Origin of the sequence: Undibacterium pigrum (genome assembly GCF_003201815.1) — a bacterium.
In the GTDB taxonomy this organism is placed as follows: Bacteria; Pseudomonadota; Gammaproteobacteria; order Burkholderiales; family Burkholderiaceae_D; genus Undibacterium; species Undibacterium pigrum.
Genome location: NZ_QJKB01000009.1, coordinates 77,859 through 98,849 on the forward strand (window position 1 = coordinate 77,859; position 20,991 = coordinate 98,849).

General features: G+C 49.7%; 25 protein-coding genes. 19 read left to right on the plus strand and 6 right to left on the minus strand.

The genetic code is table 11. The features are described 5' to 3' along the window. Positions 1-17: 17 nt before the first annotated feature. The 7 genes from DFR42_RS21930 to DFR42_RS21960 all read left to right on the plus strand — a co-directional run bounded on the left by DFR42_RS21930 (position 18) and on the right by DFR42_RS21960 (position 7,249). Complete coding sequence (locus tag DFR42_RS21930) at positions 18-1,211, plus strand: FAD-dependent oxidoreductase (protein ID WP_110257190.1); 1,194 nt, start codon at positions 18-20, stop codon at positions 1,209-1,211. Positions 1,212-1,296: 85 nt separating this feature from the next. Beyond that, entirely contained in the window at positions 1,297-3,303 is a 2,007-nt protein-coding gene (locus DFR42_RS21935; protein WP_110257191.1) for a flavin monoamine oxidase family protein, read from the plus strand. 173 nt (positions 3,304-3,476) lie between these two features. After that, positions 3,477-3,839, plus strand: coding sequence for a VOC family protein (locus tag DFR42_RS21940; protein WP_110257192.1), 363 nt, complete (start codon positions 3,477-3,479; stop codon positions 3,837-3,839). Between the two features lie 2 nt (positions 3,840-3,841). Continuing rightward, the gene (locus tag DFR42_RS21945) at positions 3,842-4,345 is read left to right on the plus strand and encodes an EVE domain-containing protein (protein WP_110257193.1); all 504 of its coding nucleotides are present in this window, start codon (positions 3,842-3,844) and stop codon (positions 4,343-4,345) included. Positions 4,346-4,479: 134 nt separating this feature from the next. Next, positions 4,480-5,322: a hypothetical protein gene (locus tag DFR42_RS21950; RefSeq protein ID WP_110257194.1), complete on the plus strand. Its 843-nt coding sequence runs from the start codon at positions 4,480-4,482 to the stop codon at positions 5,320-5,322. 116 nt (positions 5,323-5,438) lie between these two features. Continuing rightward, a complete protein-coding gene (locus DFR42_RS21955) occupies positions 5,439-5,966 on the plus strand; it encodes a hypothetical protein (RefSeq protein ID WP_110257195.1) in 528 nt (175 codons plus the stop codon). A gap of 83 nt (positions 5,967-6,049) precedes the next feature. Next, on the plus strand, positions 6,050-7,249 hold the full coding sequence (locus tag DFR42_RS21960; RefSeq protein WP_110257196.1) for an MFS transporter: 1,200 nt from the start codon (positions 6,050-6,052) through the stop codon (positions 7,247-7,249). Here the strand turns inward: DFR42_RS21960 and DFR42_RS21965 are convergent. After that, complete coding sequence (locus DFR42_RS21965) at positions 7,246-7,644, minus strand: nucleotide pyrophosphohydrolase (RefSeq protein WP_110257197.1); 399 nt, start codon at positions 7,642-7,644, stop codon at positions 7,246-7,248. The genes DFR42_RS21960 and DFR42_RS21965 overlap by 4 nt on opposite strands. A 305-nt stretch (positions 7,645-7,949) precedes the next feature. Here DFR42_RS21965 and DFR42_RS21970 point away from each other — a divergent pair, with 305 nt between their 5' ends. Both DFR42_RS21970 and DFR42_RS21975 read left to right on the plus strand, forming a co-directional pair. Further along, on the plus strand, positions 7,950-8,981 hold the full coding sequence (locus DFR42_RS21970; protein WP_110257198.1) for a TIGR01841 family phasin: 1,032 nt from the start codon (positions 7,950-7,952) through the stop codon (positions 8,979-8,981). Positions 8,982-9,179: 198 nt separating this feature from the next. Continuing rightward, positions 9,180-9,920: a transporter substrate-binding domain-containing protein gene (locus DFR42_RS21975; RefSeq protein ID WP_110257199.1), complete on the plus strand. Its 741-nt coding sequence runs from the start codon at positions 9,180-9,182 to the stop codon at positions 9,918-9,920. Here the strand turns inward: DFR42_RS21975 and DFR42_RS21980 are convergent, their stop codons facing one another. The 3 genes from DFR42_RS21980 to DFR42_RS21990 form a co-directional block, all read right to left on the minus strand. Next, positions 9,921-10,451, minus strand: coding sequence for a GNAT family N-acetyltransferase (locus DFR42_RS21980; protein WP_110257200.1), 531 nt, complete (start codon positions 10,449-10,451; stop codon positions 9,921-9,923). 113 nt (positions 10,452-10,564) lie between these two features. Continuing rightward, positions 10,565-11,410, minus strand: coding sequence for a PA4780 family RIO1-like protein kinase (locus DFR42_RS21985; protein ID WP_110257201.1), 846 nt, complete (start codon positions 11,408-11,410; stop codon positions 10,565-10,567). Between the two features lie 13 nt (positions 11,411-11,423). Continuing rightward, entirely contained in the window at positions 11,424-11,681 is a 258-nt protein-coding gene (locus DFR42_RS21990) for a hypothetical protein (protein ID WP_110257296.1), read from the minus strand. Positions 11,682-11,928: 247 nt separating this feature from the next. Here DFR42_RS21990 and DFR42_RS21995 point away from each other — a divergent pair, with 247 nt between their 5' ends. The 9 genes from DFR42_RS21995 (at position 11,929) to DFR42_RS22035 (ending at position 18,770) form a co-directional block, all read left to right on the plus strand. After that, entirely contained in the window at positions 11,929-12,765 is an 837-nt protein-coding gene (locus DFR42_RS21995; protein ID WP_110257202.1) for a ParB N-terminal domain-containing protein, read from the plus strand. Positions 12,766-12,784: 19 nt separating this feature from the next. Beyond that, on the plus strand, positions 12,785-13,717 hold the full coding sequence (locus DFR42_RS22000) for a fused MFS/spermidine synthase (RefSeq protein WP_110257203.1): 933 nt from the start codon (positions 12,785-12,787) through the stop codon (positions 13,715-13,717). A 68-nt stretch (positions 13,718-13,785) separates the two neighbouring features. Then, positions 13,786-14,553: a DUF1223 domain-containing protein gene (locus DFR42_RS22005; RefSeq protein ID WP_110257204.1), complete on the plus strand. Its 768-nt coding sequence runs from the start codon at positions 13,786-13,788 to the stop codon at positions 14,551-14,553. A gap of 129 nt (positions 14,554-14,682) precedes the next feature. Further along, positions 14,683-15,129 carry a DUF2214 family protein gene (locus tag DFR42_RS22010; protein WP_170133633.1) on the plus strand — a complete coding sequence of 149 codons (447 nt, stop codon included), beginning with the start codon at positions 14,683-14,685 and terminating at the stop codon, positions 15,127-15,129. Between the two features lie 126 nt (positions 15,130-15,255). Continuing rightward, the gene (locus tag DFR42_RS22015) at positions 15,256-15,627 is read left to right on the plus strand and encodes a hypothetical protein (protein ID WP_146218944.1); all 372 of its coding nucleotides are present in this window, start codon (positions 15,256-15,258) and stop codon (positions 15,625-15,627) included. Positions 15,628-15,827: 200 nt separating this feature from the next. Beyond that, entirely contained in the window at positions 15,828-16,187 is a 360-nt protein-coding gene (locus tag DFR42_RS22020) for a LiaI-LiaF-like domain-containing protein (RefSeq protein WP_110257207.1), read from the plus strand. 31 nt (positions 16,188-16,218) lie between these two features. After that, positions 16,219-16,905, plus strand: coding sequence for a LiaI-LiaF-like domain-containing protein (locus DFR42_RS22025; RefSeq protein WP_110257208.1), 687 nt, complete (start codon positions 16,219-16,221; stop codon positions 16,903-16,905). Positions 16,906-16,951: 46 nt separating this feature from the next. Further along, positions 16,952-18,019: a sensor histidine kinase gene (locus DFR42_RS22030; protein WP_110257209.1), complete on the plus strand. Its 1,068-nt coding sequence runs from the start codon at positions 16,952-16,954 to the stop codon at positions 18,017-18,019. Continuing rightward, positions 18,012-18,770, plus strand: coding sequence for a LytR/AlgR family response regulator transcription factor (locus DFR42_RS22035; protein WP_110257210.1), 759 nt, complete (start codon positions 18,012-18,014; stop codon positions 18,768-18,770). The genes DFR42_RS22030 and DFR42_RS22035 overlap by 8 nt, the downstream gene beginning before the upstream one ends. 33 nt (positions 18,771-18,803) lie before the next feature. Here DFR42_RS22035 and DFR42_RS22040 read toward each other — a convergent pair whose 3' ends face one another. Next, positions 18,804-19,661, minus strand: a complete 858-nt coding sequence (locus DFR42_RS22040) for an HDOD domain-containing protein (RefSeq protein WP_110257211.1) — start codon at positions 19,659-19,661, stop codon at positions 18,804-18,806. Positions 19,662-19,947: 286 nt separating this feature from the next. Between DFR42_RS22040 and DFR42_RS22045 the strand changes: the two genes are divergently transcribed. Further along, entirely contained in the window at positions 19,948-20,223 is a 276-nt protein-coding gene (locus DFR42_RS22045) for a hypothetical protein (protein ID WP_110257212.1), read from the plus strand. A 73-nt stretch (positions 20,224-20,296) separates the two neighbouring features. Here the strand turns inward: DFR42_RS22045 and DFR42_RS22050 are convergent, their stop codons facing one another. Next, on the minus strand, positions 20,297-20,860 hold the full coding sequence (locus DFR42_RS22050; protein WP_110257213.1) for a winged helix DNA-binding protein: 564 nt from the start codon (positions 20,858-20,860) through the stop codon (positions 20,297-20,299). Positions 20,861-20,991: the final 131 nt, after the last annotated feature.

A 20,991-nucleotide genomic window follows, 5' to 3' on the forward strand; every position in this document is an offset into this window, starting at 1 on the left:
GAAGTGAGAGCAAGCAAATGGACAATGAAAATCATTTTGATGTCGTCGTCATCGGTGGTGGCCCCATGGGTCTGTCCACCGCCTATCACTTGAGTAAAAGAAAAGCCAGGACCCTGGTGCTCGAGCAATTTACTTTCATTAACCAGTTAGGCAGCTCTGCCGGCGTGTCGCGCCAGTTCCGCATTCCCTATCCCGATGAATACATGGTGAAACTGGTCAAGCAATCAATCCCATACTGGGATGAATTGCAAAGCCTGACACCCGTACCCTTGATGGATGAAGTCGGCACTCTGTGGTTTGGCGACCCTGACGTGCATTCCACCGAGGGTAATATACGGGAGGCGGAACTGGCATTAAAGGCGCAGGATGTGCCCTATGCCAAGGTAAGCGCAGCAGAACTGGAAAGCAAATATCACTTCAAGGATTTGCCATCCACGTATACAGGTTTGTTCCAACCGCAGGGGGCCAGCATAGATTTGAAAGCGACCCAGCAGACCCTGTATAACTGGAACCGCAGATCTGGCTATGTGACACTGAAAGAAGAAGCACCGGTCACAAAAATTGAGCACCGTCATGAGCAGTTTGAGATTACTACTCCCGTTGGCAATTTCACTGCAAAAAAACTGGTGCTGGTGCCTGGTCCTTATGCAGATGCGGTGTTCAAACTGCTCAAGTTCCAGGTAGCGGCCACTTACTGGAATATGGCTTCTGCCTTTTATAAAAAAACAGATCCGCGCATACAATATCCCACCTGGTTTGTATTCCAGAATCCTGTTGGCGACAATGGCAACCAGTTTTATGGTTTCCCTGAAGTGAGCTGGAATTATCCTGGCTATGTGCGGGTGGCATCTGACTTTGTTATCTCTCCACTCAATTCGCCAGAACAGCGCACGCTGATCCCCAATCCTGAAGAACTGGGCTATACCGCTGCCTGGGTAAAAAATCATATGCGCGGTCTGGACCCGGTACCGCATTACACATCTACCTGCCTGGTGGCACTGAGCAAGATCGCCAATAAAGAATTGATCGTCGACTTTGCACCGCCCTATGTACCAGGACACAAGGACATCGTCATCTATGCCACAGGCTGGGCAGGCAAGTTCGTACCTTTGCTGGGCAGAATCCTGGCAGACCTGAGCCTGGATGGGCATACCCCATTTGATATCTCGCACTTTGCAACAGGCATTAAATATTTCAGGCAGTTGAAGTAATACAGCAGCGCCATCTGCGCAGTTGAACAACACGCGATGACAAGCGCTTCATGCAGTTCAAACCCAAACTTGAGTGAGCAAGATCATGAAAACCAAAACCTATTCCATCTTCGGTGCCGGTGCTGCCGGCCTGTACACCGCCTGGCGTCTGCTCAGTGGCAAGAGCAGTGACAAGAACAAGCTGCTGGAAAAAGGCGACACACTGGAACTGTATGACTGGGGTCAATATGACTTCAGTAAAGATGACAATGGCTCACGCGCTCCAGGTGCACGTGTCTGTACCTGGCATTACCAGAATGATCCCGGCAAGTCTTATGTAGAACTGGGCGGCATGCGTTATTCTGAATGGGACACCAAGGCAAAAAATCACAATAATGGCAAGGCACCGGGACACAGGCTGGTGACCACTGTCATCCATCAATTGGGGCTGGATAAATACGTCGTGCCATTCAATGAATCAGATAATCCACTCTACTATTTACGCAGTAAAAATTTTTACCTGAATGATGTGACTTCATTCAATCCTGCCCCCTATAACGTGAATAATTTTGCTGCCAGCGTTTCACCGAATCAGGGCTTTACCACGGTAGAAAATCTGGCTGTCACGGCAACCACTGGCCCGCAAACCCGCAAGGAATGGGATCACTTTTATCAACACGGCAAAATCACTGCTGAGCTACCCGCCTCGTCCGTCTTCCAGAAAGGCGACAAGCTGAAAGACATAGGCTACTGGAACCTGATGTTTGATCAACTGGGATCTGAAGGCTATAACTATGCTGCTGATGGTAATGGCTATACCTCGAATGTCATCAACTGGAATGCTGCCGTGGCCTTCCAGGCCAATAATGAGTTCACCCCCGGCAATGAATACATGACCCTGACCACTGGTTATTCCGGCATGTTCAAGGCCTTGTTTGCCGCCATCACAGAGCTGGCCCGCAACAAAGGTGTGCATTTCAATTACCAGCCTAACCGCCGCCTGCATTCGATACTGGAAATTGACAACACCATCCATTACGGCATCGCCAACCGGGATGACCCCAACAAAAAATCCAGCAGCGGCAAAACCGATGCAGCCTGGCTGGCCATGCCGCGCTATGCACTGGAACTGGTGGCGCAGGCCACTCGCTATGAAAACCATCCTGGACTGGATGTGCTGAATCACCAGAAAGTACAGTTGTATATGGAGTCCAGCATCATGCAGCCTTCCTACAAGATAGGCATGTTCTTCAAAGAGCCATGGTGGTTGACGCAGGCAGCCTATGCGCCGCAACTCAGCGGCTATGAAGTCACCAAGGACGTGATTGCGCAACTGGCAGAGCAGGGTTTTCCGGCAAGCTATCTGGATAAGCTGGCCCAGCCTGCAGCCGCAGGCCAGCCAGAGATCATGAATACGCCCTATTCCAGCGACACCAGCTTGCTCAAGGCCGTTGAACAACGCCTGCAAGAGAGACTGAGCGTGCCACATGAAGGGCAGCTCCTGACGACTTCTGCCCGCAATACTATAGGCCCCAGTGTGACTGACAATCCTGTGCGCATGGTCGTGTATTTTGGTAACAACGCCCTCGATAAAACCACAGAACCTGTCTATGGCTTGCTGGCAGCCTATGACGATGAAGCCTTTACGACATTCTGGCAAGGTCTGGAACTGGGGCCAGAACAGCAAAGACATGTACCCCTGTCTGAAAATACCGAGCCATTGAAAGGCCCGCGCAAAGTGCCGGACCGTATGCTGAAGATGCTGCGCAAGCAACTGGCAAATATCCATTTTGGCCCGAACGCTGACTACAGTTCAGTGCCAGAACCGCTGGATGCAGCCTATATCGACTGGTCATTGCCACCTTTCAATGCTGGCTACCATGCCTGGGCAGCGCATTATGACATTGGCGATGTACAGCAAAAAATCCGTAAACCTTCGCAATTGATACCAGGTGCTGACGCCAATATCTTCATCGTCGGTGAAGCCTATTCGAATGACCAGGCCTGGGTAGAAGGTGCCTACTGTACGGCTGAATCGGTATTGAATGACTTCTTTGGCGTTGAGCCCCTGATAGACAATCGCGAGTATCCCTTCATTTGCACGGCAAAATAAACGCTTCCTCTGCCTATCCCATGAGCGGCATCTGCCTGATGTCGCTCATGTTCCTTATTAAGCTCCTTCCTCCGCAAACACTACTGACAGAAACTGACACTCGCCAGCGATAAGATGGCCAGGCCTTGAGCAACTACATCAATGCCTAATCCAACTTATAGAGGAAGACCATCATGTTTGATCCAAATTTTGCACTCTTGTATGTCAGCAGCCCGGAAGCCAGCGCAAAGTTTTACAGTGAATTACTGGGCCGTGCTCCCATAGAGGCCTCCCCTACTTTTGCCATGTTCAAGCTTGAGTCTGGCGTCATGCTGGGTTTGTGGGCCAGGCATACGGTAGAACCTGCTGCCACGTCTGTGGGTGGCAGTGAGCTGGCCTTTGCGGTTGCTGACAATACCACGGTAGACAGCATCTACGACAAATGGTCTACGCGTGGTTTGGCCATAGAGCAGACTCCATGCAAGCTGGATTTTGGTTACACCTTTGTCGCCCAGGACCCTGACGGTCATCGCCTGCGTGTTTTTGCCCCGGCCTGATCATGCGCACTCAACAGTCCCGTTACTGGATCGCTGTTGCCTCTGCCGACCACGTACAGCGTGGTCAGGCAGATGGCTACATGCAAGTCTGCCATGGCAAGGCAGCGCCCCTGCGTCGCATGCAAGCTGGCGACATCGTCGTGTACTACTCACCCAGCCAGGTCTTTGGCAGCAAGATCCGCTTGCAGACATTTACAGCCATAGGCAGACTCAAACCGCGTGACGCCTATCAGGCTGACATGGGTGGTGGATTTCATCCTTACCGGCGTGATGTGGCCTGGACTGCGTCCCGGCAAGCCAGCATCCTGCCTTTATTGCAGACACTGGAGTTTTCTGCAGGTGTGAAAAACTGGGGATATCAATTCCGCTACGGGCTATTTGCCATCAGTGAACATGATATGCGTGTCATTGCTGCAGCCATGGGAGTCGCATCCACACTGTTCGACAATGACTTTGCAGCCATAGCCATGGAAGCAAATTTACAACTCGGCCTGGACTTAAACTGATACTGTCTATGATGCGGGGCAAGTCAAGCGTTACAATGTCGCCAGATACTCCGCCCCCGACATAGAGAACCAGTTTGCCACTACACCGACAACCCACTATTAACATCCAGTCAGCGCCCCACTGGATAGCAGCCATGCTGCTATCATTACTTGTGGCTGGCTGTTTGCAAGGCTGTGAAAATCAAGGCGAAGGCAAAGCCCTGCAACTGAGTAACTGGCTCAAGGTAAGCAAGGCCGCGCAAGAAGCATCACATCCAGGCATTCCTGCTGCCGAGCAAACTCTGCAATATGCCTTGCGCAAGCCACAAAAACTCTGGCTCATCAGCTACGATAACTGGTCTATCCTGGACTACGATCTGGTGAATGTGATTGACGACAAGAACATCCTCGTCGCCAGAAGCAGCAAGTATGCCAAAACCAAGAATGGCAAGGCAGCAGAGACTACCGTAAAGCTGATGAGCGTCGACGGCGAACGTGAAGATATACTTTGCCCATCGCCAGACTTGATCAATGCACCGGCCAATAGCCATTTTATAGACTGCGTAGAGACCAGCAAAACCAATAAATTGACGATCAAGCGTACAGACTTCCAGGGAAAACTGCTGCAAACCAGCAGTATGGCAGCGAATGAATGGGATGATCTACAAACCCAAAAAAACGTGGCCTACTACGATGAACAACAACAGGCTTATGTCCTTGAAACGGGTAAAGACAATACCTACTGCCGCCTGATTGCACCTGGCAAAGAGAAGAGCCTGAGCTTTTCCTTGAATGTCCAGCTTACTCAAGGTAAATGCGATGACATGCAAACCTGGACTATCATCACGCAGAAAAAATTAAGCAAGGCACTGGTATTTGGTGAATTGGGCAACAATGTCACGCTCTGGAAAAAACTGGAAGCCGCCAATCCTGGATGGATGCCAGTCAAGCTCGCCAGCACCATCAATAAAAAAACAGAAACTTTGCCTGTCAAATAAACTTGCCTATCCAGCTGTCATGCAAGACATTTGACACATATTGTCGCTTCAGCAGTAAAGTCACCATATGCGGGGTAAAATCTCGCCAGGCATTCAAAAAAACACGTAGACCACACATGATAGTCAGAACCCTAGTCGTTATTTGCGCCATCATCTCGATTTATTTTGGCATAGACAATCTTCAAAAGCTGCATACCATGCGGATACCTGTCAGCGAATTCGAGCAGGTTGATGGCACCCTCGTCCTGCTGGTCCACGAAGTAGACAATAATCCCGGTTATGTCGTCAACGGCAGTTTCAACAAGCAGTTATTACAACTGACCTATAGCTATAACCTCAATGGTGTGGAAAGGACTACCGACACCATTTCCCCCATCTGTACCCGCTGCGAAGCCAAGCATGTATTGAGAATGACGGGCTTGAAACCGGCAGAACTGGTCGTCGGTGCGGCACTGAAGGTGTATGTATCGTCAACAGATCCCAATAAAGCCTACCTTGCCCTGCCTACATCCGGTGAACAACAGTCGCAAATGTGGACAGTATTTTTGTGGCTGTTTTTTGCACCGGCCATGTGCCTGCTGTTTTACAAGCTGGAAGGCAGTGGCAAAAAACCAGATGAAGACCCGGTTAAACCACCACAATAATTCACTGTCTGCCAGGCACTGCAAAGATTTCTCATCCGAGCAGGGCTGGCAGGTATCACCCATCGCCAAAACCGCAACACTCAATGAAGCATACGCCCCACGCCTACCAGACTATTGCGATACTAGCGATCACACAAATTTTATCCTGGGGGTCGCTCTACTACGCCATCGCCATCCTGGCACCAGAAATCCAGCGCGAGATGACATGGCGTTCAGAGCTGGTATTTGCGGCATTTTCATGGAGTTTGCTGGTGGCTGGCATGGTGTCAACCTATATAGGTATCCTGCTGGATCGCCATGGCGGCAAATTCATCATGGGCCTGGGTTCACTGACCTGCGGCACAGGCCTGCTCTTGCTTAGCCAGGCGCACAGCCTGCCCATGTATTATTTTGCCTGGAGCATACTTGGCCTGGCCATGGCCATGACTTTGTATGAAGCGGCTTTTGCCACGCTCACCCAGCAATTCAAAGAACACAGCCGTCAGGCGATTTCTACCCTGACGCTGTTTGGTGGTTTTGCCAGCACAGTATTCTGGCCGCTGACACAGCAACTGAATAGCTTGCTGGGCTGGCGTGACACATACATGGCCTACGGCCTGGCGCAGATTCTGCTATGCCTGCCCCTGCATCTGTTACTGCAAAAGAAAAATACAGAAGAAAAAGTGCAGGCCGCAACAACACAAAAGAAAAATTTCAGCCTGCATGAAGCAATACGGCATCCCACATTTTGGAAACTGGCATTTGCCTTTTCTGCCAATAGTTTTGTTTTCTCAGCGCTATCGGTCCACCTGATTCCCTTATTAAAGGAAATGGGGCATCCAGCCAAGCTGGCGGTGCTGATGGCAGCCTTGATAGGGCCCATGCAGGTGGTGGGCCGTATAGGCGAGATGACCATGGCGCGCAATGCCTTGCCGCAGACTGTGGGTAAATTCACTTTTGCAGCTTTGCCCGCTGCCTTGCTGACCTTGATTTTACTGGGAACACAAGCCTGGGCAGTTGCCTTGTTTTGCATACTCTATGGTTTGAGCAACGGCATTCTGACCATCGTGCGTGGCACCATACCGCAAACCCTGTTTGGCACAGAAAACTATGCTGCCATCTCAGGCGCTATGTCAGGCCCCGCCCTGTTTTCCAAGGCGGCAGGGCCTTTGCTGATCGCCAGCCTTATACACCAGACAAAGTCGCCCTACCCTATCCTGGGCTGCCTGTTGTTATTTTCGCTGGCCTCATTGATGTTTTATTTTGCAGCCCTGAGTGGTGGAAAAACCAGCCTCAAAAATTAAGGCTTATCAGTTTTGCTGGCTGTCCCATATTCAGTGTATTTCCTTGCATCGCCTTTCACTTGCAGTGCCGGGTACTTGAGACCATTCAAGACTATCTTTTCCATACTGGCTGCAAACAAGTCTACATCCAGTGCATCGGCCAGCATGACCAGATAATTAAGTACATCAGCCATTTCATGGCGTATGGCGACTCTGGCATCTTCATTCAATTCATCTGCCTTGCCGGTTGGCAGCCACTGGAAGATTTCCAGCAATTCTGCCGCCTCTACCGTTAGCGCACTCGCCAGGTTCTTGGGAGTATGGAATTGCGCCCAATCGCGCTCAGCAACAAATTCACGTAAACGCTGGCGGATTTCGGCGTATTGATCTACTGCTGAAGCGGTCTGTTGCTGCATGATTAGCTCTGCAAATAATAAAGAAAGCGCAGATTGTAAGCGAGCAAAACAGCGAGATTAAAAAAAATTGTAAGCTTAGATTACCAGCGTATATTGCAATGCAAAAATAATGCTTACAAATTAAGCAGCTAAGCGATAGAATGCAATTTGGTAAAAAATGCTGCATTGCGCCAAATTTTAAGAATAAGTGAATTACGTGACCCTGTTACTTAATTCTTATTGGTTTATTCCCTGGCTTACTTGTTTGCTTATTCAGTGCATTACTCATTGTCATTGCTTCAATTTCACCCACTCTGGAGAGTTTCATGTCTTTGCTTACTGAACAATTATCATCTGCTGCCCAGAATCAATTGGCGACGCAAATCGCCGTCTTCCAGGCATGGTCGCAAACAGCCTTTGGTGGTCTGGAAAAACTGATCGCCCTGAATTTCAATACTGCCAAACAATCCCTGGACAACGCCAACACTGCGACACGTGAATTGTTTGCAGTCAAACAAGCGCAAGAACTGCTGGATGTGAGCCGCAGCCATGGTCAGCCACAACTGGAAAAAATCCTGTCCTATGGCCGCGAACTGGCCAGCATTACCAGCAGCACCAGGGCAGAATTATGGCAAATCGTCAGCAAGCAAAGCCCTGCTGTTCTGACTATCCCGACCATCACGGTAGCAACAGCAACAAGCGCAGCAGCACCTGAGGCCAAAGCTGTTCCTGCAGTCGCGACCAAACCAGCCGCTAAAAAGCCGGTTGTTGCGAAACCTGTTGCAGCCAAACCTATCGCAGCCACCAAGCAATTGACCTTGCTGGCAGAAGCAGAAGCCAAACCAGCTAAAACACCTGCAAAAGCCAAGCCTGTAGCGAAAGTAGCAGAAAAGACCCCAGTCAAAACTGCTGCCAAGTCTGCGAGTAAAACGCCAGCAGTCAAAGCCGAAGCAAAACCTGCTACCATCAAGGTAGAAACTCAAAAAGCAACAAGCAGTCCTGCTGTAGTCGAAGCCAAACCAGCTACTGCAACTGCCGCACTTCCAAAAGCTCCAACAAGCGCAGTATCAACACCGGCCGCAAGCAGTACAAGTAATGCAACTACTGCGGCTACAGAAAAAGTATCAGAGAAGAAAACCGTGTCTACCAAAAAATCCGCAACAAAAGCAAGCACTACTGCCAGCCCCGCAGCAAATGAAACAACTGAAGGCACAGAGAAGAAATCTGCTGTGAAATTCCCTTTCGCAGCGACTCCCAATCTCAAGAAAGCACCTGGCTTCCCTGCCAATAATGGCAAGCCTGCTTACAAAGCTAAATCCAGCGCCGCAACAGGTGCGAAGAAACCAGTTCGTCAGTAATTGATTTATCTTAAGCCGCAGCATGCCTGGTGCATGCTGCGGCTTTTTTACGTATGGCATCATGCTTTATCTGTCAGTGCCAAACAAAAATGTATCTCTACAGCAAATACTTCTCATATTTCATGTTAATTCTGCATTGAACCAGGCACTAGCTTCATCTGATCGCTTAGAATGATTTAAACTTTTGGCGACAACACAATGAACCATTATCACTTAGCTTGCGCAGCGGGTTTATGGCTACTCAGCCACACTGCCCTGGCACAAGAACCTATCACGGTGGCCTGGCGTATCAAGCCGCCACATCAATACCTGGACAACGGTGTAGAGAAAGGCATTTTGCTGGAACGTGCCAAACAGATTTTCAATGCGGCACAAATTCCATCCCGTTTTGTCGAAGAGCCAGCCAAACGCATCTGGAGTAATTTTTCTGGTGGTACTAAAAATTACTGTTCATTTGGCTGGTACAGAGTCGCCGAGAGGGAAGCACTGGTACAGTTTTCCGAGCCTTTTCATACGGACCCGCCACATACATTACTGGTCAGCCCGGCTGCTACAAAGCTGGTGGCAGCGCACCGTACGCTGAAATCTTTAATGTCCGATACCAGCCTGACGCTGGGCATAGTCGATGCAGTCTCTTATGGCCCTGAACTCGACGCCATGTTCGTCACCACCAGGAACAAGATCGAGCGCAGTACCACCCTGCCCATGATTATGGCCCGCATGGTGGCAGCTAACCGAGCATCCTATATGCTGATAGACAGGGAAGACTGGGAATACCTGAAGGACAAGGAAGAAAGCCTGAACCAGACCACGCAAATGGATTTGCAAGGCATGCCTGCAGGCTTGAATCGTTACATCGTTTGCAGCAAGGATGTCAGCGTCGACCAAATGCGCAAGATCAACACGGCTTTGCTCAAGATTTATCCGACGAAAAAATAGTCAGGCCAGCTTTTCCCACTCATCCCTGAGCAAGGCATACATGGCGATATCCCTGTGTTTGCCATGAGTGAATATGGCACCGCGTGCAATGCCTTCTTTCTGGAAGCCGCAATTGATCGCCACTTTTTCTGAAGCGATATTATCTACATTCATGTGAATTTCCAGGCGATTGATGAGCATGGTATTGAACAGATAATTTCTGAGCAATTTCACAGCTTCAGTCATGATGCCTTTGCCATGCAAATTTTTGACGAACATGCCATAGCCAATTTCACGGGAATTAAAATAAGGCACAGTCTTGAAATGAAACACGCGCCCTATCATTTTATTGTTTTCATCAATGATCAGAAAAGTTTCGAATTGCTCTTTGGAGCGTGATTCATCTTCGAATTTTTTCTCTGCCACACCGGGCAACATCAATTCCTGGGATAAAAAATCACCCTTGCCATCAGGGTGATTCATTAACTCCAGCATGGGCAGTACATCTTCTTTTCTGACGTGGCGCAGATGAAAACAACTTCCTTTGATCATGCAAATTCTCCTGTGCTAAACAATTGTGCTACCGATACACCAGTGTTCAGGATGGACAAAGACTGTTGGCAAGAGTTCCCTTGACTGCTCTGAATTATTACAAGGAAAAACGTCTACATTTCCAGCAAACGCCTTTGCCTTTCTTTTTCTTCAAAGATGGCAGATTCAATTTCTTCCATGACAGCGCCCAGATCAACCGGACGAGTATCTTGTGCAACGATGCCTGTCAACACGGTTTCAGGTGTCAACAAGCCTGCGGTGAACAACTTCCAGATTTCCTTGCCAAACTTTGTACCATTGAGCTCAGGTGCGAACTGGCCGAAGTAGGTCGCCAGATTGTTGACATCGCGCTCCAGCATGACACCAGCCTCGGTATTACTGGCAGCATCTATCGCCTGTGGCAGATCAATAATCACCGGGCCTTCTTCATCAACGAGGATATTGAACTCAGATAAATCGCCGTGGATGACACCCGCACACAACATGAGCACAACCTGATGCAATAACTGGGCGTGGTATTGGCGCGCCAGCTCTGGCGTCAATTCCACATCATTGAGACGGGGCGCAGCATTGCCATCGGCATCTGTCACCAGGTCCATCAGCAATACACCTTCATGGCAGATATACGGCCTGGGGACTTTAACGCCAGCAGCAGCCAGGCGATACAGGGCATCGACTTCGGCGTTTTGCCAGACTTCTTCCTGCATCTTGCGGCCATAGCGCGTGCCTTTTTCCATGGCGCGGGCCTGACGGCTGTTCTTGACCTTGCGGCCTTCCTGGTATGACGCAGCATTTTTAAAGCTGCGCTGGCTGGCTTCTTTATAGACTTTGGCACAACGAATTTCTTCGCCGCAGCGCACGACATATACAGTGGCTTCCTTGCCACTCATGAGCTGGCGCATGACTTCGTCAATCAAACCTTCTTCCTGCAGGGGTTGCAGTCGTTTTGGTGTTTTCATCCGGTCAGCGTGCTCAGGCTTTGCGTGGCTTGCCGCCAGTTTTTACCAGTTTGACTGGTGCGTGACCGCGCGATTTATTGCGCATGTCGTAGATAGTCTTGGCATCCTGCTCTGCCCGCTCTTGCGTGCGCATGTCAGGAATGTCATCGTGCAGGGTAAAGAAGTCAGCGGCCTGGGCGCGCATCACGTGCTTGATGGCTTCATCATCGCTGAGGTCAAATCTCTCTGTCATTAAAGTCGTGACTTCATCCAGATATTCTTCATAGGTCATCATGCTGGTTTTTCCTGTCTGTCATGAAGTGCGTTTGGAAATTGCGGCTGTGGATGCATTGCATCCATGGCAATCTTTGTAACGAATATGGTGTATAAAATGAGCGTACTCTATAGGGCAGCTTGCACCTGAAAGATTACGCCGAAAGACCAGTATTGTACACGTGCTACCCGCTGACAACGGTGTCGCGCCTGTTCTCGGCTACAATGCCGCCTTCCCCGAAAAATTCCAGCCTGGATATTATTGTATGAGTATCATCATTCATGAGGCCTTGCGCGCCTATATAGACCCCCTGACCGAGCATGAATTCACTGCTCTGGAACGCAGTATCCTGACTGAAGGCTGTCGTGACGCCCTGGTATGCTGGGGTGAAATCCTGATTGATGGGCACAACCGCTATGCGATTTGCCAGCGCCATAACCTGCCATACAATATTGTTCAAAACGACAACTTCAGCAATATCGAAGACGTGCAATTGTGGATGATAGACAATCATCTGGGTCGCCGCAGCGTGACCGACTTCCAGCGCGGCATGCTGGCCCTGCGTAAAAAGGAAATCGTGCTGGCCCGCATGAAGGCGCAGGAAGAACAGGCACCATCAGACAATGCAGAAAGCGAAGTCGCCGTCCCTGTCGTCAAGCCCACGCAAAGTCGCCAGGAAATCGCCCGCCTGGCAGGTATCAGCAGCAATGCCGTGGTACAGATAGAGAAAATCCAGAAAGCCGCAGCACCTGAACTGGTGCAGGCCGTGCGCGATGGCACTATCTCCATCAGTGCAGCAGCAGCAATTGCTTCCCTGCCCAATGAAGATCAGGTAGCCGCCGTTGCTGGTGGCCGCAAAGAATTACAACAGGCCGCCCGCCAGGTCAGGGAAAAAGTGCGCGAGCAAAAAGCGCCAGCCAAGCCTGTTGCCTCTGCTTCCAGTGAAACCACCGCACCAGCAGTGATGGAAGGCAGACAAGACAGCACCAGCAGCAGCGTTGATGAAATCAGCAGCCTGCGTCAGCAAGTTATGCATCTGCAGACTGAGAACAGTGAATTGCTGAGCCAGATTGCGGCGCTTAAGGCCCAACTGGCGGGTTAAATACATAAAGGTGGCGGATATGAAAAAAACCCGGCAAAGCCTGTCCAGCCTGTTTCTGAAACAGGTGCCGGCGGCTGAACGCGCGCATATCCGCCGTCTCGAAGAAATACAAAAAGTACATGAGGGCCACCCCTTTCATTTCGATGATGGCAATCTGCGCATCATGTACCTGAACCCTAAATGCATGCAAAGCGCGATGAAGCTGGATGCACCGGATGAGCTGGTGTGCGCCTACTCGCGCGCAGTCATGGGCTTGCTCATGTTTCACCCGCAGCCCCGCCATATCCTGCTGATAGGCCTGGGCGGTGGCTCACTGGTTAAATACTGCTACCGCCATTTGCCAGATTGCCGCATCACGGTGCTGGAGATCAATGCCGACGTGATCGCCATGCGTGATCTCTTCATGCTGCCACCGGATGATGAACGCCTGCAAGTCATTCATTGCGACGCAGTGACCCATTTGCAGGACAATTGTTATGATGCTGACGTGCTGTTGCTGGACGCCTATGACGAAAATGGCCTGGTAGCGGAATTGAATACGGCAGAGTTTTATGCAATCTGTCATGCCAATCTGGTGGAGAACGGCATCATGGTTGCCAATGTCTGGGGCAAAACCAGTGCACTGGCTGGCATGTTGAGCCGCTTGCGTCAGCAGTTTGCGCGCCAGGTCAGCTGGACGCGCTCGCCAGACAGCTATAACCTGATTGTGTATGCCATCAAGGGCGCATTGAATCAGGCCAATGAGCATGCGATAAAGGCTTTGTCAGACCAGCATCCATCCTTGCAATTTTCTGCATTGCAGGACAAGCTGCTCAGTCTGCCCTTGTCTGCCAATTACACTGATACAGAAGTAGAACTGGCTGCACTCAAACTAAGTCTGTCAACTATCATGGTGCCAGACGCGAATGTGCCGCAAAACTATGCGGACTGGAAAAAGCAGATAGATCAATAAAGAGTAGAGCAATGTAAGGTAAACGCGCAAGCGACGACCAATGAATATACCCCCACTGAGGATAGTTCATGAAAGCCTTGATCTTGCCTGGCATTTTTGCCTGTCTAGCCAGTAGTCTGCAAGCCGCCGAAATCTGCAGCAAATCCAGCCCTGCCCACACGGTCGCCCTGCTTGAGTTGTATACCTCCGAGGGTTGCGACAGTTGCCCGCCTGCCGATAAAACCATCAGTCGCCTGTATCAAAGCACGGGGCTGAACAGTGAACAGGTAATTCTCCTTTCTCTGCATGTCGATTACTGGGATCACCTGGGCTGGAAAGATGTCTTTGGCAAAAAGACTTTCACCGAAAGACAAAGACATCTGGCCGACCTGGCAGGCTCACGTACTGTATATACGCCAGAGATTTTTATCGCTGGCAAAGAAATTCGCAACTGGCGCAATGGCATGGCGGATGATATCCGTCGCATCAATCAAAAGCCAGCCATGGCATCGCTACATCTTGGTATAGAAAAGCTGGCAGATAACAAGCTGTATTTCAATCTGCAAGGCAATAGCAGGCAAGATGCCAGGCTGCATTTTGCCTTGATCGAACAAGGCCTGGTCAGCAAAATACAGGCGGGCGAAAACCGCGGTGCCAGCTTACAACATGATTTTGTCGCCAGAGAATGGGGAGATGCCTATCAACTCGCTGCTGGCAAGCCAGCCAGCTTTGCCAGCCAATTAACTTTACCTGTCAATGCAAAGCGCAAGAATTTATCCTTGCTGGCATTTGCCCAGGATAAGCAGGGCAATATCCTGCAAGCCCTGAGTTTGCCAATATGTGATTCGCTGCAGTAATAACACTGCTCGCGCCGGATTTTGGCTGGCTGACGACAAAATTGTGGGGGCTGGTCTTATTTTTAAAGCAAGCAAGGTGCAAATGGCTTAGACTTTCTGCACATTCCTGCTTGTAACCGGAGCTATCCCGTGAATATTGTCATCGCCTTGCTGCACCACATCGCTGCCTTTACTCTTGTAGCTAGCTTACTGGCAGAGCTGGTGCTGATACGCCAGCCCCTCACCCTGTCATCGGCAAAAAGCCTGCGTTTCATCGACAGCATATATGGCTTGAGCGCCATGCTCATCATTGTACTGGGTGTATTGCGTGTCATGTACTTTGAAAAAGGCCAGGATTATTATCTGCATAGCCACGCCTTCATGCTCAAGATGACTGCGTTCATCATCGTTGGCTTGCTATCCATTTACCCGACCATGGTATTCCTGCGCTGGGGCAAGGCGCTCAAACTGAACCAGTTACCGGCCCTGCCTGAGAGCCAGGCCAGGAGCATACAGACGATATTGAAGCTGGAACTGGCTGGCATATTGTTCATATTGGCTGGTGCGGTCCTCATGGCCAAGGGTTACAGTATGTAAAATGCTTTTGTTTTTGACTCATGTGGCATACAAGAAAAGTTGTATAAATGACTGATTTCTGGCAATCTTTCTACATCATATAGTGCTGCCACCATGTTTGGCGGCACGGTTTTCCGGGACATTGCCATGTACGATGAAAATGACTTCACTGCGGTATCCAAGTTCTTGAAACTGGGCATTAAAATCTCGTTCAGGAACCCCATGGGACAAAATCCCTCTTTTCAATCGACGTTCCCCACGCCCAAGGGTGCCACGGTCACACTCGATGAAAAAAGCCTTTACGATGTAGAACGCAAACTACGCGCACTGATAGGCAGCGACGTGCCAGTCAAGACCAAACTGGCACCTTTCACCTATCTGGGGACGAATTTCCGTGGCCTGCTGTACTGCACCAAGGGTTCCAACGAATACATAGTGCAAGAGACCCACGATCTCTTTGGCACAGAATCAAAACGCATAGTGCGCACTGCCGAACACTTCATTCAGCTCCTGAGTTAAACCCATCATCGCATGACAGCGCTGTTTATGCAGGGCTGTCATACAATCCTGCGTTCAATTTCCTCGTCACACCCGCTTTTCGTCAATCACCGACGAAAACCGCCATTCGCCGAAATGAAGGCGACAAGCGTCTGCACTTTCAGTATCTTGATCTCACAGAACAAAAACACAGAAGTTTTTGATAAATGAAAGGATACGATATGTCTGATAACTCAAATGCTCAGCGTCACAGCAAAGGTAATTTGTTTTTTGGCCTTGCCCTGATCGTCGCAGGCAGTGTCTTTTTGATGGACCGTATGGAAATGATTTACGCGGTCGACTACTGGTTCCTGTTACCAGCCATGATAGCTTTAGGTGGCGTGGTTGACATTATCAGCACCAGTAAGCCTGAGCATATTGCCAAGGGCTGTTTCAACCTGATATTTGCATTTTGGCTGTATGCCTCCATAGAGCACCTGTGGGGCTGGAACTTCCGCACCAGCTGGCCCTTGTTGCTGATTGCTTTTGGCGTCCAGCATCTCGTCGGTGGATTGCTGGCCAGCAGAGAAACACAAAAATAATTTCGCTACTCATCACTTCCGGATCATTATCATGAAAAACGACAATCCCCAGGGCCGAATAGTAATCGGTGCCCTGCTCCTGATTTTTGGTGCTTTGGCGCTGCTGGACAACCTGAACCTGTTCAGGGCACGTGAGATTTTTCACTTCTGGCCTATGGTCTTCATTGCTATTGGCGCCCTGAAAATCTCTAAGAGTGATACCACAACTGGTTACATTATAGGCTGCGGCTTTATCAGCCTTGGCGGTTTGCTACTCTTGCATCACATGGGTATTATCTACTTCCGCATGCGTGACTGGTGGCCGGTTTTCCTCATCGTTGCTGGCTTGATCGTGATCTTCAAAGGCAAGGTCGGCAATCCGGAAAAATTGATTTCCAAGGATGGCGACCAGGACTCAGTCTGCAATATCGTCGCCGTCATGAGTGGCAACAAACTGCAAAACAGTGCGCAGGATTTTCGCGGTGGTGAAATCAATTGCGTCATGGGTGGTGTAGAACTGGATTTACGCAGCGCATCAATACAATCAGAGGCCGTCCTGAATGTATTTGCCATGTGGGGTGGTATCGTCCTGAAAGTACCAAATGACTGGACCGTGATATCACACGGATCACCGATACTTGGCGGCTTTGATGACAAAACCGTGCCCCCGATACTGAATGCAAAAAAACTGTATATCAAGGGCTACGCCATCATGGGTGGCGTGGAAATAAAAAACTGAAACAAAACTGAGCAACAACTGAACAACAACTGAGGACAATCGCTGCATGCATCCCATTTTGTCAGATCGCCGTCGCTTCATGGTCTATATCATTGCCTGGATTTTCACAGGCGTACTGATAGCCAGGCTACTGGTCACGGCTGATCTGGCAAACTGGTCATTTGCCTTGCTGTTTTCGCTGCCAGTGGCTTTATTCGGCAGCTTTCTGACTTCCTCAGCTTATTTTGTTTGTCGCTCGCTCCCCTTCAATCGCCGCAGTTTCAGCATAGCCACCCTGGTATTTGCCAGTGCTGCCATGGTTTCCGGTATCAGTTGGCTAGGGCTTTGCTATGGCTGGAACAAGGTGCTGGTACTGGCTGCTGACGAAGTCGAGGTACTGCATTTGAGCCCGCATTTGCTGGTGCTTTTTTTCATCACTGGCTTCGCGGTTTATTTGCTGGCGCTGCTGGCCTTTGATGTCTATATCGCCTTCGACAATATAAGGGAAGCTGAACGGCGCGAAGCGGCATCACGCCTGTTAGCCAGGGATGCAGAACTACAAGTGTTACGTTCGCAAATAGATCCGCATTTTTTATTCAATAGCCTTAATTCCATCAGCGCCCTGACAGCCATTGATGCAGTCGCTGCGCGAACCATGACCATAGCACTTGCTGATTTTTTCCGGCAAACCCTGGCAATAGCAGAGAAAGAGAAAATCAGCCTGAAGGAAGAATTGCTGCTTTGTGAAAATTTCCTGGCGGTGGAAAAAATCCGTTTTGGTAAAAAACTGGGCGTGGAATTTGAGGTCGCTGCAGATGCAGAACAAGCGCAAATCCCGCCCATGATCTTGCAACCCTTGCTGGAAAATGCCATCAAACATGGCATACGCAATTTACCCAAGGGGGGCGTCATCAAGGTCACCATATTTCAGCGTGACCGCTGGCTGCATATCGCGGTAGAAAATCCTGTCAGTGCTGATCCTGGCAATAGCACGGGCAATGGCCTGGGCCTTAGCAATCTGCGTCAGCGCTTTTTTGCCTTGTATGGCGATCAGGCGCGTGTCAGCTGGCAGCGTACAGACGATAATTTTACTTTGGAAATGGCTCTGCCTTTTGAGCAAACCTATCATGAATAAACGCCTACAAGTCCTGATTGTCGATGATGAAGAACTCGCCCGCAGACTGTCACTGGAATACTTGCGTGCTCACCCTGATCTGGAAGTCATCGGTGAATGTGAGACTGGTCTGGAAGCAGTCGATGCCATAGGCAGGCTTAACCCTGACCTGATCTTGCTGGATATACAAATGCCGCAATTAACAGGCCTGGAAGTATTGGAAATGACCGGCAGGCGCAGTGGTGTCATTTTCAGCACCGCCTATGATCAATATGCGCTGAAAGCCTTTGATCTGCATGCAATCGATTATCTATTGAAACCTTTTTCCCAGCAGCGCTTCGATGAAGCACTGAGCAAGGCACGCAAGCTGCTGGCACAGGACGCCGCTCCCGCTACGCAGGCACTGGAATCATTGTTGACGCAGCAAAGCGAGAAACTGCAACGCCTGCTGATACGTGACCGCGGCCAGGTGCATGTGGTACCGCTGGAAAGCATAGATTATGTAGAGGCCCAGGATGACTATATCCTCATTCATGCAGCAGGCAAATCGTATATGAAAACCCAGAGCCTGGCGGAACTGGAGACGCAACTGGAATCTCAAAAAGGTAGCAGCAAGTTCGTGCGCGTACACCGCTCTTTCCTGATACAGATCAGTGCATTGCAGGCGCTGGAAAAAACCAGCAAGGATAGCCAAGTCGCCATACTCAAGAGTGGCGTACAAATACCGGTCAGCCGGGCTGGCTATGAGCGCATCAAACCTTTACTCAGTTGACGCAGGAACGCCTCTCTCACTAGGAGTGATGCCCTAATTGATCGCCTTCAGTACCAGGGCCAGTTCAGTCCTGGTTTCCTGCATCAGTTCGTCAATATTATCAGGATCAATATTGAGCAGTTTAAAGCTGGCCGGTACGGTATTCCAGTCCAGGTCTGCGATGCTTTCATTGACAAAATGTGCATCCAGAAAATCAGCCACGGCCACAACATCAATGAGGCCCACTCTGTGGGTAGGTCCGGGCTGGTGTTCGCGGTGGTTCAGCACTGCGTTGTGGATATCTTCAGAAATTTCCCAGTCTTCCAATATCGCGCTGCCTATGCTGGCATGCCAATGATCTATCAAGTCCCACAATACCTGTTGTGTACTGAACAACTCCTGATAATGATTGGCCCGGTTCAAAATATAGAATTTACCGATATCGTGCAGCAATCCTGCCAGCATGGCCTTGTCGGCACTCAGGCGCGTATATTTTCTGGCGATGACCATGGCCAGCGCAGCTACACGCAAGCTACGTCGCCACAGGCCATCCATCTGCGCAGACAGGCTGCCATTGTATTTATTCTCTGCCAGTTGCTTCATACCCACTGAAATGGCGATATTGCGTATGGCTGAAAACCCCAGCAAATTGGTCGCGGCACGCAAATCGGTAATTTTTTTGCCCTGAACATTAAAGCTGGCAGAATTACTCAGGTGCAGTACCTTGGCAGACAAGACAGGCTCGGTACCTATGATGCGGGTCACCATGTCGATAGAAATATCGGCCTGGCCCAGTGCCTTCCTTATCTTCATGGTCGCCCCCAAAGAAGTAGGGAAGACCAGCTTTTTGGCAGACAATTCCGCGGTAAAAGCTTCGAGGAAAGCAAATTCGGTAGTTTTTTGGTCTGTCATGATAGCAATGAGAATGCTGACGATTTTTTATTGTACCTTGGCAAACTGTTTTTTGCAGGTCTGGCAACGACTGCTTACATGATTTATCAATTGCCCGAGTCCACTATTGAACTAGTTTCAATAGCAATCAATACCCCTGTCCCCCTTAAGCGGCCAAAGCTACCTTTTAATCCCGCAAACATGCATTTCGTCGCACAGCGGCAGCGAGCGGAAAATCAAAGGGGTATTCTGTCTCCATCGCAGCAAGTAGCGAACTTAAACAACATAGAAAATAAGGGAAACCATCATGAAATCTGCTCAAATCGACCAAATACTGGTACTGCTGCGCCAGGGCGCGCATGAATTTTATTATTTCTGCCGCAAAGCTTTCATCGCCATGATGGAATTACCGCTGCCACACTTGCTGGTGGTCTGCCTGGCCATCGCCATTGCCCTCATGATATTGCCATTGGCGCTGAGTATCTTTATCGCTTTCATGATCTTCAAACTCATCGTCATCTTGCTGGCAATCAATGTGAAAAAGAACCAGAAGCATGCAAGACAGTTACATGAAGAATCATAAAAAGTCCGACGCAAAATCTCACATACACTCTCAGGCAACGAAGCCTGAGAGTAAACTCAGCGGCAAGGCCTTGCTACAGCGATGTAGCCGCCCTGGCCGCCTGTTCATACAAGCCAGACAAGACACGTAAAAAGCGCGCCAGCTCGCTTAATTCAAAGCTTTCAGTGCCATCGCCTGTCAGTGCAGATACCAGTACCTGTTCACGGATTTCCGAATAACGCTGGCATACGTCGCGGCCCGCTTCATTGGTCGAATAAAGGATTTCCTTGCCGCGTTTTTCTGTCTGCACCAGCTTCAATGCCTGCAATTTTTTCAAGGAATAATTGACGATATGGGTGTCTTCAATATTCAAAATGAAGGCGATATCTGCCAGCTTCTTTTCCCTCGCGCGGTGATTAATATGATGCAACACCAGCACGTCGGTGATGGTCATGTCCTTCATGCCCACCGCGGCCATGCACCTGACTGCCCAGCGGTTAAAGGCATTGCTGGCAATAATCATTCCGAACTCAAACTCACTCAATTCTGAACTCCTGCCCTCAGCCAGATGGGAAGAGGAGACGATGGGTACTCTGGGTGTAGCACTGGATGCCGCAGGGCTTAATCCAGTTTTTTTGGCAGGTTTTGTCGTGGACATATTGACTCTTTATAATTTAAATTGATTGAAAGACCAACAAAGTGCTTTATTTAATTTTATCTTCTTTGTGAAAAAAATCGGCCTTTTTGCATTAATTTATCAATAAAAAATCGACGTTCTGATCATTACGC